General features: G+C 32.1%; 14 protein-coding genes and 5 tRNA genes. 5 read left to right on the top strand and 14 right to left on the bottom strand.

Annotated features, from left to right (window positions below; genetic code table 11):
- Positions 1-13: 13 nt before the first annotated feature.
- The 11 genes from QM746_RS13075 to QM746_RS13025 form a co-directional block, all read right to left on the bottom strand.
- A complete protein-coding gene (locus QM746_RS13075) occupies positions 14-1,099 on the bottom strand; it encodes a BT_3928 family protein (RefSeq protein ID WP_414984633.1) in 1,086 nt (361 codons plus the stop codon).
- Positions 1,100-1,135: 36 nt separating this feature from the next.
- Positions 1,136-1,507: an NTF2 fold immunity protein gene (locus tag QM746_RS13070; RefSeq protein WP_374363819.1), complete on the bottom strand. Its 372-nt coding sequence runs from the start codon at positions 1,505-1,507 to the stop codon at positions 1,136-1,138.
- Between the two features lie 120 nt (positions 1,508-1,627).
- On the bottom strand, positions 1,628-2,173 hold the full coding sequence (locus QM746_RS13065) for a DUF1599 domain-containing protein (protein ID WP_414984632.1): 546 nt from the start codon (positions 2,171-2,173) through the stop codon (positions 1,628-1,630).
- A 113-nt stretch (positions 2,174-2,286) separates the two neighbouring features.
- Positions 2,287-3,447, bottom strand: coding sequence for a THUMP domain-containing class I SAM-dependent RNA methyltransferase (locus QM746_RS13060; RefSeq protein WP_414984631.1), 1,161 nt, complete (start codon positions 3,445-3,447; stop codon positions 2,287-2,289).
- 73 nt (positions 3,448-3,520) lie between these two features.
- On the bottom strand, positions 3,521-4,741 hold the full coding sequence (locus QM746_RS13055) for a glycosyltransferase (RefSeq protein ID WP_414984630.1): 1,221 nt from the start codon (positions 4,739-4,741) through the stop codon (positions 3,521-3,523).
- Positions 4,742-4,865: 124 nt separating this feature from the next.
- On the bottom strand, positions 4,866-5,120 hold the full coding sequence (locus QM746_RS13050) for a GIY-YIG nuclease family protein (RefSeq protein ID WP_414984629.1): 255 nt from the start codon (positions 5,118-5,120) through the stop codon (positions 4,866-4,868).
- A 47-nt stretch (positions 5,121-5,167) separates the two neighbouring features.
- Positions 5,168-5,241, bottom strand: a tRNA-Arg gene (locus QM746_RS13045).
- A gap of 40 nt (positions 5,242-5,281) precedes the next feature.
- Positions 5,282-5,356, bottom strand: a tRNA-Pro gene (locus tag QM746_RS13040).
- A gap of 79 nt (positions 5,357-5,435) precedes the next feature.
- Positions 5,436-5,509: transfer RNA gene (locus QM746_RS13035), tRNA-Arg, on the bottom strand.
- 21 nt (positions 5,510-5,530) lie between these two features.
- Positions 5,531-5,605, bottom strand: a tRNA-Pro gene (locus QM746_RS13030).
- Positions 5,606-5,615: 10 nt separating this feature from the next.
- Positions 5,616-5,700 (bottom strand) — tRNA-Ser (locus tag QM746_RS13025).
- A gap of 132 nt (positions 5,701-5,832) precedes the next feature.
- Here QM746_RS13025 and QM746_RS13020 point away from each other — a divergent pair.
- Both QM746_RS13020 and QM746_RS13015 read left to right on the top strand, forming a co-directional pair.
- Positions 5,833-6,840 (top strand): N-acetylmuramoyl-L-alanine amidase, encoded by a 1,008-nt coding sequence (locus QM746_RS13020; RefSeq protein ID WP_414984628.1) that lies wholly within the window; start codon positions 5,833-5,835, stop codon positions 6,838-6,840.
- Between the two features lie 77 nt (positions 6,841-6,917).
- A complete protein-coding gene (locus QM746_RS13015; protein WP_414984627.1) occupies positions 6,918-9,794 on the top strand; it encodes a M16 family metallopeptidase in 2,877 nt (958 codons plus the stop codon).
- A gap of 674 nt (positions 9,795-10,468) precedes the next feature.
- Here the strand turns inward: QM746_RS13015 and QM746_RS13010 are convergent.
- Positions 10,469-12,607 (bottom strand): S46 family peptidase, encoded by a 2,139-nt coding sequence (locus QM746_RS13010; RefSeq protein ID WP_414984626.1) that lies wholly within the window; start codon positions 12,605-12,607, stop codon positions 10,469-10,471.
- Positions 12,608-12,759: 152 nt separating this feature from the next.
- On the opposite strand from QM746_RS13010, the gene QM746_RS13005 reads away from it, so the two are divergent.
- A complete protein-coding gene (locus tag QM746_RS13005; protein ID WP_414984625.1) occupies positions 12,760-13,227 on the top strand; it encodes a hypothetical protein in 468 nt (155 codons plus the stop codon).
- Positions 13,228-13,301: 74 nt separating this feature from the next.
- Here QM746_RS13005 and QM746_RS13000 read toward each other — a convergent pair whose 3' ends face one another.
- Positions 13,302-14,825 (bottom strand): SulP family inorganic anion transporter, encoded by a 1,524-nt coding sequence (locus QM746_RS13000; protein ID WP_414984624.1) that lies wholly within the window; start codon positions 14,823-14,825, stop codon positions 13,302-13,304.
- A 206-nt stretch (positions 14,826-15,031) separates the two neighbouring features.
- On the opposite strand from QM746_RS13000, the gene QM746_RS12995 reads away from it, so the two are divergent.
- On the top strand, positions 15,032-15,454 hold the full coding sequence (locus QM746_RS12995; protein WP_414984623.1) for a hypothetical protein: 423 nt from the start codon (positions 15,032-15,034) through the stop codon (positions 15,452-15,454).
- 47 nt (positions 15,455-15,501) lie between these two features.
- On the opposite strand, the gene QM746_RS12990 is transcribed toward QM746_RS12995, so the two are convergent.
- Entirely contained in the window at positions 15,502-16,257 is a 756-nt protein-coding gene (locus QM746_RS12990; protein ID WP_414984622.1) for a response regulator transcription factor, read from the bottom strand.
- A gap of 78 nt (positions 16,258-16,335) precedes the next feature.
- Between QM746_RS12990 and QM746_RS12985 the strand changes: the two genes are divergently transcribed.
- Positions 16,336-16,896 carry a sugar O-acetyltransferase gene (locus tag QM746_RS12985; protein ID WP_414984621.1) on the top strand — a complete coding sequence of 187 codons (561 nt, stop codon included), beginning with the start codon at positions 16,336-16,338 and terminating at the stop codon, positions 16,894-16,896.
- The last annotated feature ends 22 nt before the right edge of the window (positions 16,897-16,918 follow it).

Below are 16,918 nucleotides of genomic sequence, written 5' to 3'. Positions count from 1 at the left end.
TTTATTTGAATTTTTAATGTTTTAAAAAATCTTCCAGACTTTTCTTTTCTACAATTTTACCATTTTCTAAAACCAAAACAAAAGGATTGCTTCTCGCAATAGTTTTAATCGCAGTTCCGTCCATTGTTAAGTTTTCTATTGATGGAAATACATTGTGTTTTGTAGAAATTCCGTAAACTTTATTGTTATTTATGGTGAGCTCTTCTATATGATCAATTGTATTTTTATCTGTCTCACTCATTTTTTCTGGTTTATAAGAAAAAATTAAATATACTTTTGGTAAATGCAGAATTTGTTCTGTAAGGTCATTTTTATTTTCATCTTCCAATTTGAATTTATCAATGGCAGATTTATAGCCTTGTTTGGTTAAAACAGAAACTTCTTTTCCGGTTTGTATTTGCCAAGGTGTTCCTTCTTTCCAATATTCTTCTTTGTTTACATAATCGTCTTGATTTACAATTTTTTCTTCGCTCGTTTTGGTGTTTTTAAGAGTATAAGAAGTCTTGTATTCTGAAGGATTTGTAGCAATTTTTTGTCTTTCGGCATTCATATCAACGCCAATTTTATAATCTCTGAAATCGATTAAAGGTTCGTGTGCAATTCCGCTATAAATAATGTAAACTGAAGCAATAATTCCTAACCAAAGCAAAGGATTTTTAATTCCTTTTTCGTTGTTTAAAGTATTTGATTTTTTATTTAAAAACCATAAAATTAATAATCCAAAAAGCAGTGCAATGTCTTTCCAGAAACTTTGCCAAGGCGTAAATTTGATGGCATCTCCGAAACATCCACAATCGGTAACTTTATTGAAATACGCCGAATAAAACGTGAGAAATGCAAAGAAAATGCACAATGCAATTAAAGCCGAAAGTGTAGTTTTTAGTTTTACTTTCATCAAAAGCATTAATCCTAAAATAAGTTCTAATGCTACCACAAAAACTGCCAATTCTAAAGCATAATTCTCTAAAAAACACATGTTAAAAACGTCTGGAGAAAAATATTCTTCCAACTTAAAAGAAAAACCTTTTACATCTACAGCTTTTACAAAACCTGAAACGATGAATATGATTGCGATAATGTAACGAAGTATTTTTTTCATTTTCTAGATTTGAAATTTGATGTTTAATATTTAAGATTATTTTCCATGAGTGATTCTTTTTATTTCACCAGTTCTATCATCAATAATAATTTGGAAAACTCCTCCAAAATAACTTTTTAATGTTCCTTCAATTAACCAAAAGTTATTAATTCTATAGGTTTTGTAAGGTCTTTGTTTTAATATATTTTCTTTTCCATAAATTTGAAAAAGTGCAGCTTCAGCAATTTTTATTATGGTTTGTTTTTCTAATAGATGTTGCGAAGTTTTTTTAACAATAACATTATGAGCAGTTTTGTCATTTAAACTTTCTTCTACAAATTTTCTTGCTCTTTCTAAATCTGGATTTTTTGATTGAGAAAAAGAGCTTGAAAAAACTAAAATTAATAATATTTGTAAAATTTTTTTCATTATTTAGATTCCTTTGGAAATCGAAGATTAGATGAAGTCAATGACAAACGAGGTGGTTATTTTTTAATTTTTAAATTGCTTGTATTTTCTATTTTTGTTAGGCTGAGCGGAGTCGAAGCCTTATTTTTTCTCTTCTATCATTTTAATCAAACAAAAAACAGCATAATTCAGCATGTCGTAATAATTAGCGTCTAAACCTTCGGAAACCAAAGTTTTTCCTTGGTTGTCTTCTATTTGTTTTGTTCTCAGTACTTTTTGATAAATTAAATCGGTGATAGAAGAGATTCTCATTTCTCGCCAAGCTTCACCATAATCGTGGTTTTTACGAAGCATTAAATCTTTAGCTTTTTGAGCGTAATCGTCGTATAATTTCAAAATTTCGGCTCTGTCTTCGTCTAAATTTTCAGAAAAACCTTTCTCTAATTGTATCAAACCAATAATAGAGTAGTTTACAATGGCAACAAATTCGTCTTCTTCGTGTTCGTCCACCATTTTTACATCCGTCATCTGTAAAGTACGAATTCTGTTGACTTTTATGTAGATTTGGTCGGTAATAGAACTGGGTCTTAAAACTCGCCAAGCTGCACCGTAATCTTGTAATTTTTTAGAAAATAAATCTCTGCACTGTTGAATGATTTCACTGAATTGTTGACCTGTATTTTGCATTGAATTTTTTAGAATTGATGAGTAAATATAAGGAATTTATATAAAATATTGGTCTTCGACTTCGCTCAGACTGACAAATTCAAAGATGTTATGCCAAACGAAATCGAAGCATTTTACTTTTCCAATTTATGAATTTTCTTCGTGCCTTCGTACATTTCGTATTGCATGAAACGGCATTCTAATTTTCCGTTAAAGAGTTTTATTTTTCTCGATGGTCTTAAACCTACATTTTTCACGCCTTCTAAATCAGAAGAAATCATCCAAGCCAAAGTGTTAGGATATTTTTGCTTGAAAGTATCGCCAATTTTCTTGTAAAAATCGGGTTCTTTTATCGTAATTCTCTCGTCATAAGGCGGATTGAAAACCATCAACAGCGGGAACATGTCTTTTTCAGAATCAAAGAAATTTTGTTTTCTCACTTCTATTACGTCTTCCATTTCGGCAGATTCTATGTTGATTCTGGCTGCATTTAGCATTCTTGCATCAATGTCAAAACCTACAATTTTTCCAGTAAATTCTTTAATTCTGTTAATTCGGAATTCTTTTATTTTGGTGAATAATTCGGCATCGTAATTTTTCCAATTCTGAAAAGCAAATTTCTTTCGAAAAATCTGAGCTGGCAAATCCATCGCCAAGATTGCAGCTTCTATCAAAAGTGTTCCGCTTCCACACATTGGGTCTAGAAAATTGCCTTTTCCGTCCCAACCTGCCAATTGTAACATTCCCGAAGCTAAGACTTCATTAATTGGTGCTTCGCCTTGTTCTTTTCTGTAACCACGCTTAAATAAAGGGTCTCCCGAAGAATCTAAAGAAATGGTTACCAGTTCTCTATCAATATGAAGGTGAAGTTTTATGTCAGGGTTTTTCGGGTCAACGTCTGGTCTGCGTTTTTCTTTCATCACGAAATAATCACAAATGGCATCTTTCATTTTTAACGCTACAAATTGAGAATGTTTGAACGTTTCAGAATAAACAGTAGCGTCAATCGCAAAGCTTTGGTTTACATTCATTACGGTTTCCCAAGGAAAATCAAAAACTTTGTCGTAGAATTTGTTTTCGTTCCAAGCTTTGAAAGTCGCAATTGGAACCAAAATTTTAACCGCTGTTCTGGCAGAATAATTAATTTTGTAAAGAAAACCAAGGTCTCCTTCGCAGTTTACGGCACGGTTTTTAATCTCCACTTTTCTTCCTCCCAATTTTTTAATTTCTTCGGCAAGAATTTCTTCTAAACCAAAAAATGTTTTTATCTGAATTTGTAAATTTTCTGTATCCATAGGTTTTTGTACCTTAATTTTAATGAAAGTGTAAAAATACGGAAACTAAAAGAAATAAAAGGAAGAATTATAATTATTGATTTTTAGAATTCTTTTCCTCAATCCATTTGCTGAGGTATTTTGTGCTTTGTAAAGTATGATGTTGAAGAATTTGCCCAAGAAAATTAGTGTTTGTATGTTCGGGTAAATGTTCTAAAATCCAATCTATTTTTGCTGTGAAATCTCTTTCGAAAATCTCTTTTTTGAATAGTTTTTCTATAATTAGAAATCCATTTTCTTGAGATTTTTCCCAAATAATTTCGTCCTGATAGAGTAAAATTGCTTTTTCTACAAATTCTGTTTCGTTATCTGTGATGAAACCGTTCCAATCGAAACTTTCGTGCATTGCCTCTGCACCAACTGTGGAAGTTACGTTGGGTAAACCAAATTGCATACTTTCGAGCAATTTTCCTTTAATTCCTGCTCCAAAAGGAATTGGCGCAAGCAAAACTTTAGCATTATTGAAAACAGTTTCTACACTTTCGGCTCTTCCTTTTACGATGAAACCTTCTTTTTGGTTGTGCAATTGGAAGACTTTTTCCGTAGCATAAGCTCCATAAATGTGAATTTCGGCTTCTGGAAGTTGATTTTTGATGTTTTTCCAAACTTTTTTGAGTTGGAGAACGGTTTGCCAATTGGGTTCGTGCAAGAAATTGCCAATGCTGACAAAATTTTTTCTTTCGGAAAAAGGAATTTCAGATTTTTCACATTCTGCAAACATAGGAAGATAGTGCAGAATATTTGCATTAATATTAAATTCAGTTTTGAGTAAATTCATCTCAAATTCAGAAATGATGAGCGATAAATCACATCTTAAAATGGAAGCTATTTCTCTTTTGAAAACATCATTAATTAAATCCGAATGTTCTAATTTTTTATTTTGTTTGAAAGCGATTTCTCTGGCATTTCTTAGAAAGTGTAAATCTTCGGTGTCTAAAATTTTTATTGCATTAGAAGCATTTTCTGAAACTCTCCATCCAAATTGTTCTTCTGTGGTAAATCTGTCAAAAATTACAATTTCAGGATTGAGTTTTTGTATCAAATCATCAAAACTATTATCATTGAGTATAATATTCTGGAATTGAACGTTTTTTGAATTCAAATCAAAACTGTTTTCTGAAATTGAAGCGGTGGAAAGAAATGTAATTTGATAATTTTGAGTTTGAAATAAATCTATCAATTGAAGCATTCTAGAACCAGCTGCTGTAGAATTAGGTTCTGGGAAAACCTTGCCAATAATTACCAAATTTTTCATTTTTCAAAAATATTGAAAACATTCTTGATACAAAACAAAAAAGAGAAACCATTTCTGATTTCTCTTTCGTGAGCGCGACAGGATTCGAACCTGTGACCGTCCCGATTTAGAAAATCGGGATGCTCTATCTAGCAGAGTTGTAGATTAATTTTTTGATTTTGGTTTTACTTTTCCATGATTTTATTTCTAGCTCACGTTTGTAAGCTAAAGATTTATTTTCGAGAGTTTCAAAATAAACAATTTTCCAATCTTTAATATTGGCAGTAAAACCTTTGTGGTCAGATAAATGTTTTCTAAGTCTTTCATTAATATTTTCACAAGTGTGACCGATGTAGAATTTATCTAAAGTTTCAGAGTATAAAATATAAGTATAACACATAAGTAAATATAAACAAAAAAGAGAAATCAGAAATGATTTCTCTTTCGTGAGCGCGACAGGATTCGAACCTGTGACCGTCTGCTTAGAAGGCAGATGCTCTATCCAGCTGAGCTACGCACCCTTAATTATAAACTAAAAAATTCCCGAAGGAATTTTGTGTGTCGGGGTGGCAGGATTCGAACCTGCGACCTCCTGGTCCCAAACCAGGCGCGATGACCGGACTACGCTACACCCCGAAAAAAAACGACTTAAAAAGATATAAAATCTTAAAAATTTCTATAAAAAAAGAGAAGCCATTGCTGATTTCTCTTTTTGTGAGCGCGACAGGATTCGAACCTGTGACCGTCTGCTTAGAAGGCAGATGCTCTATCCAGCTGAGCTACGCACCCATTGTTTAATGTTTCTAATAGTCGGGGTGGCAGGATTCGAACCTGCGACCTCCTGGTCCCAAACCAGGCGCGATGACCGGACTACGCTACACCCCGATTTTTTTAGCGGAGGGTAAGGGATTCGAACCCTTGCGACCCTTGCGAGTCGACAGTTTAGCAAACTGCTCCGTTAACCACTCCGGCAACCCTCCTTGCAAATTCTATAAGAACTTCTCTTCCGTAATTGCGAGTGCAAATATATAAAGGATTTCTTAAATAACCAAACAAAAGGATAGATTTTTTTTTGTAAATTTGACTTTGTAAACATTCATAAATAAAGGAAAATGCGTAATTCGTTATATGTCATCGGTTTATCTTTAGTGATAATTTCTTGTGGTGCGAAAAAAGAGATAAAAAAAACACAAATTTCACCTAAACCGGTTGCTCAAAAGCCTGTAGAGGCGCCAAAACCACCGATAAGACATGATGTAAAGGGAGGAGAGTATTATACTGTAAATATAGCGGATCCTAATAAAAATGATAACACTATTAGTTATGGTTCTATTGTTAGTGCAAATCCTAAAGGTTATACGATTGCTAAAAATTATTTTCCTGCTGTGGCGCAAAATTTCAGACAGAAATATGTAATTCTTCATTATACAGCTATTGATCATGATAAATCTGTGAGAGTTCTTACAACGCAATCTGTAAGTGCTCATTATTTGGTAAACGATTTAGATGATTCTGAAATATATCAATTGGTAGATGAAAACAAAAGAGCTTATCATGCAGGAATTAGCGAATGGAGAAAAGATGTAGGTTTGAATGATACTTCTATAGGAATTGAAATTGTAAACAACGGTTTTACGGAACAAGGAGGCAAAAAAACATTCTATCCTTTTCCTGATTATCAGGTAAAAAAAGTGGCAGAATTGGTGAAGGATTTGGTTAATCGTTATAAAATATCACCAACTAATGTTTTGGCACATTCGGATATTGCGCCAACGAGAAAACAAGATCCTGGTCCTCTTTTTCCTTGGAAAAAATTGTACGACGAATACGGAATAGGAATGTGGTATGATGATGCGGCGAAACAAGCTTTTCTTACTCAAATTATTCCGGAAGATTTTACAGCTAAATTTAATGATGCAGCTTTTGTGATGAAAGTTCAAATTGAATTGAAAAAATTTGGTTATACTTCTTTGTCTGAATCTGGAGTTTGGGATAAAGCAACTCAATCTACTATTGAAGCATTGCAATATCATTTTAGACCAGAAAATTTCGACGGGAAATTAGACATGGAAACTTGGGCAATTCTTCAAGCGCTCAATCAAAAATATTCTACAAAATAGTTATTAATTATCAAAATAATCTAACTTCGGCAAGCTATTTTTATTAAGTTTGTCGAAGTTTTTTAATATATAATATCATGGAAACGATTATTGAAAATCAGTATATAACAAAAAAATATACTGATAAAAACGGATATTCTTACAAGCAAGTTGTAGGCGATGAAAATGGAGTAAGAATTTACACTTTAAAAAATGGATTGAAAGTTTATTTAGCTCAAAATACTGATGCTCCAAGAATTCAAACATATATTCCTGTGAAAACGGGAAGTAATAACGATCCTTCTGATAATACAGGTTTGGCGCATTATCTTGAGCACATGATGTTTAAAGGAACCTCTAAATTAGGAACTTTAGATTGGCAAAAAGAAAAAGTTCTTTTGGAGCAAATTTCAGATTTGTACGAAGAGCATAAAGCGGAGCAAAATCCTGAAAAAAAGAAAGAAATCTACAGAAAAATAGATGAAATTTCTCAAGAAGCAAGTAAATATGCTATTGCAAATGAATATGATAAAGCAATTTCTTCGCTTGGAGCTTCCGGAACCAATGCTCACACTTGGTTAGATGAAACGGTTTATAAAAATAATATTCCAAATAACGAGTTAGAAAAATGGTTGAAAATAGAACAAAATCGTTTTTCTGATTTGGTTTTAAGACTTTTTCATACGGAATTGGAATCTGTTTACGAAGAATTCAATAGAGCGCAAGATAATGATGGAAGATTGGTTCATTACGCTTTAATGGAAGAGCTTTTTCCGAAGCATCCAAATGGTCAACAAACGACTTTAGGAAAGTCTGAACACTTGAAAAATCCTTCTATGAAGGCAATTCATCAATATTTTAATGATTTTTATGTGCCAAACAACATGGCGATGGTTTTGGTGGGGGATTTAGAATTTGATGAAACAATTCTCTTGGTTGATAAGTATTTTGGTGAATTAAAATACAAAGAGTTGCCAAAAAAAGAGCAGATTGTAGAAGAACCTTTGACTCAAATTATTGAAAAAACAGTTAAAAGTCCTTCTGCAAAGCGTTTGCATTTGGCTTGGAGAACAGATTCTTATGGAACGCAGGAAGAGAGATTGGCTAGCGTGGTGGCTCAAATTTTGTCTAATTCTGGCGAAGCAGGTTTGTTGGATTTAAATGTTAATCAAAACCAAAAAGCATTGCGAGCGGTAGCTTATCAAAGTGGTTTTAAACAGTATGGAATGTTTACAATGGTGATTATTCCAAAAGAAAATCAGAGTTTAGATAAAGCTAAAAATTTATTATTAGAACAGATAGATTTGGTGAAAAAAGGAGATTTTCCAGATTGGTTAATTTCTGCAATTGTAAACGATTTGAAACTTCAAAAACTTAAAGCTTTAGAAACGGCAGATGGTTTAGCGAGTGAGTTATATAGCGCTTTTATTAACAATAGAACTTGGGAGCAAGAACTTAACGAAATTTCGGAATACGAAAAAATTACCAAAGAAGATGTGGTGAAATTTGCTCAAGATTTTTTCAAAGATAATTATGTTTTGATAAAAAAAGCAAAAGGAACTAATGGAAATCTTATTAGAGTTGATAATCCGGGAATTACGCCAGTTAAAATTAATAGAGAAGCTCAATCTGAGTTTTTGACCGAGATTTTAAACGAAAAATCAACAGATATTCAACCTGAATTTATTAATTATCAAGAAGAAATTCAAGAATTTTTAGTAAAAGATAAGAAGGTGAGTTTTGTTAAAAATAGATATAACGATATTGCTCAGGTTCATCTCATTTACAATATGGGAACTGATAATGACAAGGAACTTTCTCTGGCAATAGATGTTTTGCAGTTTTTAGGAACCGAAAAATTTCTTCCTTATCAATTAAAAGAAGAGTTTTATAAAATTGGCATTTTGTATGATTTTATTACCAATGCAGATAATTTTAGAGTTTCATTAAGCGGTTTAGAGAAAAATATTGCCAAAGGTCTTGATTTGATGAAACATTGGATAACATCTGTAAAACCAGAAACGGAAGTTTGTGAAGGTGTTGTTCAATTGATTTTGGAAAGCAGGGAAGTGAACAAAAATGATAAAAATAAAATAATGACTGCGCTTGTTCAATATGCTAAATTTGGCGAGTTCTCTAGGTTTAGCGATGTGATTTCTGAAGAGCGATTGTCTGAAATAAAAGTGGATGAACTGACAGATAGAATCAAGAATTTAATAAAATTTCCGTATGAAATTTTCTTCTATGGAAAAGATTTTGAAGGTTTTAAAAAAATTGCTGAAAATTATATTGAAGAATCTATTTTTGAAATTCCAGAAGCTAGAAATTACCCAGAACCAGAAACGGAAAATAACATATATTTTATTGATTATGATATGGTTCAGGTGGAAATGTGCAAAGTAGGAAGAGCGGGATTGGTAAATGTTTCTAATTTTGGTAAAATAAATGTTTTTAATGAATATTTTGGCAGGGGTTTGTCTTCTGTGGTTTTTCAGGAGCTTAGAGAGAGCAAAAGTTTGGCTTATTCGGCTTATGTAAGTTATAATAATGCAAACGAAATAGGAAAACATAATTATGTGGTGACTTATATAGGGACGCAGGCAAATAAAATTAATTTAGCAATAGATGCTATGGATGGATTGATGCAAGAAATGCCGAAGATTGAATTGCAATTCGAAAATGCTAAAAATTCTGCTTTAAAACAGATTGCGACAACCCGAATTAAAAGAACTAATATTTTCTTTAATTATTTTAATTTAAGAAAATTGAATATTGATTCTGATGTGAGAAAAGAGGTTTATTCTGAAATAGAAACCCTTACTATAAATGATTTAGATAGATTTTATAATTCTGAAATTAAACCTGTTAAGTATAGTGTTGTGCTAATTGGGAAAAGAGAAAATCTAAATTTTGAAGCGGTGAAAGGTTTAGGGGATTTGCAAGAATTAACTTTAGAGAATGTTTTTGGATATTAGATTTATTGTGAAAAAATATAATATTTTTATAATATAGTATATCGATTAATTAATAATAAATGTTTATATTTGTAAAACTATAAATAGTAGTATAGTTATCATTTGTGTTTTTTGAACCTCAGAAATTCATTTCTGAGGTTTTTCTTTTTAGGGATTACTCCTTAAAAATTCTATGCTAATCAAGTTTTATCTGATGTTTTTTTTGATCAATATAGTAATATTGTAAAATCGTGTGGGAATTATATAAAACCACATGGGAATTGTGTAAGTGTTTGCAATAATAAATATATACTTTTGCAGTACTATAAAATAGTAGTATAGTTATCATTTGTGTTTTTTGAACCTCAGGAGCTTTCTGAGGTTTTTGTTTTTCTAATACGAATAATTTCTTCAGTAAATGCTTTTAACGATGTAATTAATTTTTCCTTGAAAAATGGGAATTATATAAAACTACATGGGAATTATGTAAATCTTTGCAATAATAAATATTTACTTTTGCAAAACTATAAAATAGTAGTATAGTTATCATTTGTGTTTTTTGAACCTCAGGAGTTTTTCTGAGGTTTTTGTTTATTCTCTGTTTACTACTTTTAATACTGTTTATGATAGTTTTATTATAAAAAAAACGCACCTTTACGATGCGTTCTTATTAATTAATTTTATTTGTTAAAAATTTATTTGACAATTTTCATTTCATTTAATAACCATTTTGCATTTGCAAATTTATCAATAATGAAAAGGATGTATTTTGTTTGAACCATAATGTTTCGGCTAAATCTTGGGTCGTAGTTTATATCGCTCATTGTTCCTTCCCATTGTCTATCGAAATTTAGTCCTACTAAGTTTCCGTTAGCATCTAATGCGGGGCTTCCTGAGTTTCCTCCAGTTGTATGATTGGTTGCAGTGAAAGCCAAAGGAATTTTCCCTGCAGCATTTTTATAAGTTCCGTAATCTTTAGAATTGTACAATTCTATTAATTTCTGTGGAACATCAAATTCATAATCTCCAGGCACATATTTTTCCATTACACCGTCTAAAGTAGTTTCGTAGTGGTAAGAAATAGCGTCTGCAGGATTAGAACCTTTTACTTGTCCATAGGTTACGCGCAACGTAGAATTAGCATCTGGGAAAAACTTTCGGTCTTTATCAGCGCTCATCATTTCGGTAATATACTTTTTCTGCAATGCGTCTATTTTATCTTGCAAACTCATAAATTGATTGTCTGCTTTTGCAAAATAAGTTTCCTTCATATTTACTAAAGTCAAGAAAATTGGGTCTGCTTTTACCGTTTTCACCAATTCAGAAAGATTAGAAAAAACTTTGTTTATATCGCTGTATGTTGTAGCTCCATTTACTGAATTTCTACCGCTTATTACAGAATTTTTGCTCCAGTTTTCTAAAACTTGAAAATTTTGGTTTACGTCTTTAAATTGCTCAAAACCTTGTGGTAAAAATTCTGGTTGAGTTTTATTAGCATACAATGCAAGTAGTTTAGCGGTAACTTTTGCATCTAGCTCTCCGTCGTAATCATTGTAGAATGCAGATAATTTATTTTTGAAAGAATTAACCAATTTTTCATCTGCTTTGCCAGCTTCATAAGATTTAACAAAACCGTAGAAAAGATTAGCTAAATTGAGTGTCTCGGCATTTCTTAAAATTTCGGTATAATAAGCATTGTTAAGTGCAAAAGGAGCTTGCTCATTATAAAGTGAATTAAATTCTGAAAGGGTAGATTTAATTTCTGGGTTTTTAGCAACTAAAGAGCTTTCGTATTGTTGTTTTTTGGCAACAGCATTAGATTTTTTAAGGCCTTTTGTTTCTCCAATCCATTTTTTCCAATAATTGGCAACAGAAGCGTATTTAGAAGCATATTTAATTCTTGTAGCATCGTCTGCACGCATTTTTTCGTCTAAAGTTTTTAGTGCAATGTCTCTTACCTCAATTCTTGCAGGATTGGTGTCGGTGATGATTTTTTCGATGGCAATACTCGGTAAATATTCATTAGTTTTACCAGGAAACCCGAAGACAAAAGTGAAATCATTTTCCTTAATATCTTTTACAGAAATTGGCAAATAATATTTCGGGGTGTAAGGAATGTTTTCCGTAGAAAATTCTGCTGGTTTATTATCTTTATTGGCATATACTCTAAAGATAGAAAAATCGCCAGTGTGTCTTGGCCAAACCCAATTGTCTGTATCCGAACCAAATTTACCAATGCTTTGTGGCGGTGCACCTACCAATCTAATATCTTTGAAGGTTTCTACGGTAAAAGCATAATATTTATTGCCTGCAAACATAGATTTTACAATAATACTTTGGTAATCTTCTAATTTTTGAGATTTCTTGTAATTGGCAATATTTTCATCAATTTTTTTGTTGATTTCAGCGTCCGAAAGCCCAGAAGTGTTTCCTAAGATTTCTTTGGTAATATCTTTTATGTCGGTAACAAAATCTACCACCATCCCAGGATTGGTAAGCTCACTTTTGTTATCTTTTGCCCAAAAACCATTAGAAAGTAAATCATTTTCTACGGTAGAATGACTTTGGATGGCACTGAAACCACAGTGGTGATTGGTAAGAAGAAGTCCTTTTGGAGAAATAATTTCACCAGTACATCCTCTGTTAAATTGTACAACAGCATCTTTTATACTAGGTTTTTGTGTATTCCAGATATCGTTTGCATTAATTTTCATCCCAAGAGATTTCATCTCTTTTTCGTTAATTTCTGTTGGAATCCACATTCCTCCGTATTGTTGAGAAAAAAATGATGCAGCCTGAAATAGCGAAGCTATTATAAATGTTTTCTTTAGCATTTTATAGAATTATTTGTTCATGAATTTCGGATGCTAAAATTAAGCAAAATATTCCATCTCACAATTTTATAAAGTTTATAAAAAAAGCTGTAATGCGATTTATTCTTCATTAAAATATCTTTGTTTTAACCAAATCACAAAATATTATCGTTATGGAAACTAAAGAAAAAAGATTGCAGGAGTACAAATTTCAAGATTATAAAATCGTTACAAATTTCGAAACTTTTAAAGATGCCGAAATCTATGCAAAAGATAACGACGGAAGATTAATAGAGGTAGGTTTTGTAGATGGTGCAGATAATCCTGTAGAAAACAGCAAAGCCAATCTTATTTTAGACAAAAAACCTTTTAGAGTAGAGCTTCCGTATCATCATTACGATGTGTATTATTCTTATGATGAAACTTTTCAGGATTTGGCAAAAACACTTCAATATCAAAAGAAAGAAGCAAATAACGAAATGCTTTTAGAAGATGTTTTGTCTGACCAGAATTTGGCCGGCGATAGGATTATAATTGTTGACAATGGTGTTATTAATACCATTACCACTAGAGAAAGAATAAAATTTCTTATGGGAGGGAATCTTTACGAATTGGGCGTTAAAGTTTCTATTAAAGAGTAAAAACCTTATATCTTCATCATTTTATACAGTAAAATTCATTGAAAATGTCTTTGAGTTATTCTTGAAGGCATTTTTTAATGTGAACTGGCAGCTGTTTCTACAATTTCTATATTTATTAATTCTAATTGTATGTGTCTGTCGTGAGCTTTGGTAATGAAATCTGAGATAATTTCTAGAATATCGTGGTCTATAAAATGGACAGTACTTCCGTCTATTGTGAGTTCAGAATAAGGTGGTACTTGGTCTAGCGTATTTTTAATTTCTACTTTATTCAAAAAAGTTACGCTGCTGTGAAGTTTCAACGTAAAATGGTCTAAACCCTGATGATGAGTTTTTTCTAAATCGTAGCTTTCTTTAAAATTTTCTTTGATGATATAGTAAATCGAAATTAATAGTCCGATGCTTACTCCAATTAATAAATCGGTGGCAAGAATAATGATAATGGTAGCGATAAAAGGGATAAACTGTTTCCAGCCAATCTTGAAAAGACTTTTATAAATTCTAATTTTTGTTAGTCCAAAACCTGTCAGAATAAGAATTGCAGAAAGAGAAGCATACGGGATTAAATTAATTAAAAAAGGAACCAAAAGTACCGAAAGCAATAAAAAAACACCATGTACAAATGCGGAAACCTTAGTTTTTGCACCTGCTTGTATGTTGGCAGAACCTCTTACTACCACAGCTGTAATAGGAATTGCACCGAGTAATCCGCAGAAGAAATTTCCTACGCCTTGTGCTACTAATTCTCTGTTTACAGGAGTTATTCTGTTGTGTTTGTCTAGTTTATCCATTGCTTCTACGCAGAGCAATGTTTCTAAAGTTGCCAAAATTCCTATCAAAATACCATCTTTCCAAATTTCATAATTGCTGAGGATTTTAGAAAAGCTAGGGAATTTTATTTCAGCAAAAATATTGTCCGGAATTTTTACCAATTGAGTTGTTTTGAGAGCATAAGAAGAACCGAAATACGTTAAAGCGTAATTAATGGCAATCCCTACAATTACCACCACCAACGAAGCAGGTAGAATGTTGAATTTTTTATTTTTAGGTTGTTTCAAGAAAATGAGAATTGCTAAAGAAATAAAAGAAATAAGAACTGCTCCTCGGGTAATGTGAGAGTTAAATTGAACCAGATTCCCCAAAAAGTTGTCGGAGGTAAAGATTTGAACAAAACCACTCGTCCAAAAATCGGGTTGGTTGTATCCTAAAGCCAGAGGAATTTGTTTAGAAATTAAAATAATTCCAATAGCAGCCATCATTCCTTTAATTACCGAACTTGGAAAATAACTGGCAAAGACGCCAAGTCTTAGAACGCCTAGTAAAACTTGAAAAACACCAGCAATCATTACCGCCAGAAGAAAAGTTTCAAAATTTCCTAAACTGATAATTGCTGCCGAAACCAATGTGGTAAGTCCGGCTGCAGGACCAGAAACTGCCAATTGCGAACCGCTAATTACAGAAACTACAATTCCGCCAATAATGCCAGACAAAATCCCAGAATAGAGTGGTGCTCCAGAGGCTAATGCAACGCCTAAACAAAGTGGAAGTGCTACCAAAAAAACCGTCAGACCAGCTGCTAAATCGTGTCTTTTGAACATTATCCAATAATATTTAAACGTACGATCAATATGCAACTCCATCTTCTAATTTTTTTACAAATTTACTTAATATTAATGATTTATATGGATGATAATAATCAATAAATTTTGTATCAATAGATGGGAAAGATGTAACAGATTACCTTATCAGAGGTTTTAATTTTGTGATATCAAAAGACTAATACTTAATTTAAATCTTAATGAAAATGAAATACGGAAGAAAATTAATAGAGTACATGCTAGGGAATTTTAAAATCTATACAGGTTTTATCAATTTCTCTCAGGCGGAAGAGTTTGCAAGAGAGCACAAAGGCGAATTAACAGAGATTGTCTATCACAACGGCAAAGGCGCACCAGAACTTTCTGATAAAGCAAAATTGGTAGAAAATAAAATGCCTTATAATGTAGAATTGTCGAAAGATTATACTGTTTTTTATTCTAACGACGAGTTTTTTATGGAGTACAATCCCGAAAAACATCAATATGAAAATGAAAATCAAAATACATTGAAAACCGAAAACGTAATTATCTTTAACGGAGATTACCGCCATTCTGAAAGAATAAAAGAACGACTTAAAAAGTTAAATAATTCGCATTTTTACGAGTTGGCTGTAAAAGTAGCTATCTAAAAAAAAGTTCAAGTTCTGCTTGAACTTTTTTTTGTATTTCTGTCAGTTTATAACCATTTAAGTTTTGTAGCCAAAGTGCAGGCTTCGGTCATATTTCCTACACGCATTTTTTCAAGAATATTTTGTCGGTGTCTGTTTACCGTGTTGATGCTGATAAACAAAGAACTAGCAATTTCTTTGCTTCTTTTTCCAGATTGTATCATACTCAATATTTCTTTTTCTCGGGAAGACAAAAAATTAGAGTTTTCTACAGTAGTTTGTTGAATTACTTTTCCGTTGGTCGTGTTAATAATCATTCCTTTATAATCTGAACTGAGCATAAAATCAAAATGATAAAGACAAAGCGCCAACTCTACATTTTTGTGAAAAGGGTCTGAAAAATAATACATCTTATGAAGCAAAGAATGATGATGATGGAGTAATCTTAACTGACTTACCACGCAGAAATCTTTTCTCCTTTCTGAAGGTATAGTTTTGATAAATTGAAAGAATTGAAGTTCAAGAATATGCTTTTGTAAAACGTCTTCAGCATTGATGATTTCAAACAATTCATCTTCCCAAATGCTTTCTATTTCTAACGTATTTTTGTGCTGAAAGATATTCAATTCATCTGCAATTTTCCCAGCGTAGATATAGCTTTTGTTATTTTTGAGGTCGCTTAAAATGGCAATTCCGTTTTCGAGTTCAACAAAGTTTTTCGCAATGCTTTTGCATTTCGCCAATTGAATATTCTCTGCTTCGTTTTCAGAGATAAAGTCTTGCGTCAACAATTGTTCATTCAAATTATACTGAACGTCTTTCATCCTTAAAAATGGTTATTTATCACTATTGATTTCCGAAATTTAAGCACTTAAATTTGCTCTTTCAAATACAAAATTACAATGAATAATTTGAACGAAAAACAAAAAATGCTTCTTGGCGAGTGGTACAATTCTGGAGATTCTGTTTTAATGGAAGACAGAAAAAAATGCAAAGACCTCTGCTTCGAGTATAATCAAATTCTTCCCTCAAAAATAAAACAAAGAAAAGCCTTAATTAGAAATCTATTCGGAAAAACAGGTAAGATGTTTCATATAGAACAGCCATTTTATTGCGATTATGGTTATAATATTGAGATTGGAGAAAACTTTTATACCAATCACAATGTCGTGATTTTGGATTGTGCAAAAGTAACCTTTGGAGATAATGTTTTCGTAGCGCCTAATTGCGGATTTTATACCGCAGCGCATCCTTTAGATGCCGAAACCAGAAATAAAGGTCTGGAAAATGCAAAACCAATCACAATTGGCAATAATGTTTGGTTGGGTGCAGGTTGTAGCGTTTTGCCTGGAGTTACCATTGGCGATAATGCGGTAATAGGAGCGGGAAGTGTGGTTACAAAAGATATTCCAGCTCATGTTTTGGCTTTTGGAAATCCATGTAAAGTGGTAAAGGAAATTTAGTTTTATAGTCTGTTTAAATCAA

The organism is Cloacibacterium sp., from assembly GCF_047601505.1.
Lineage (GTDB): Bacteria > Bacteroidota > Bacteroidia > Flavobacteriales > Weeksellaceae > Cloacibacterium.
The sequence above is the reverse complement of the archived record's forward strand: the minus strand, read 5'-3'. Positions and strand labels throughout refer to the sequence as shown.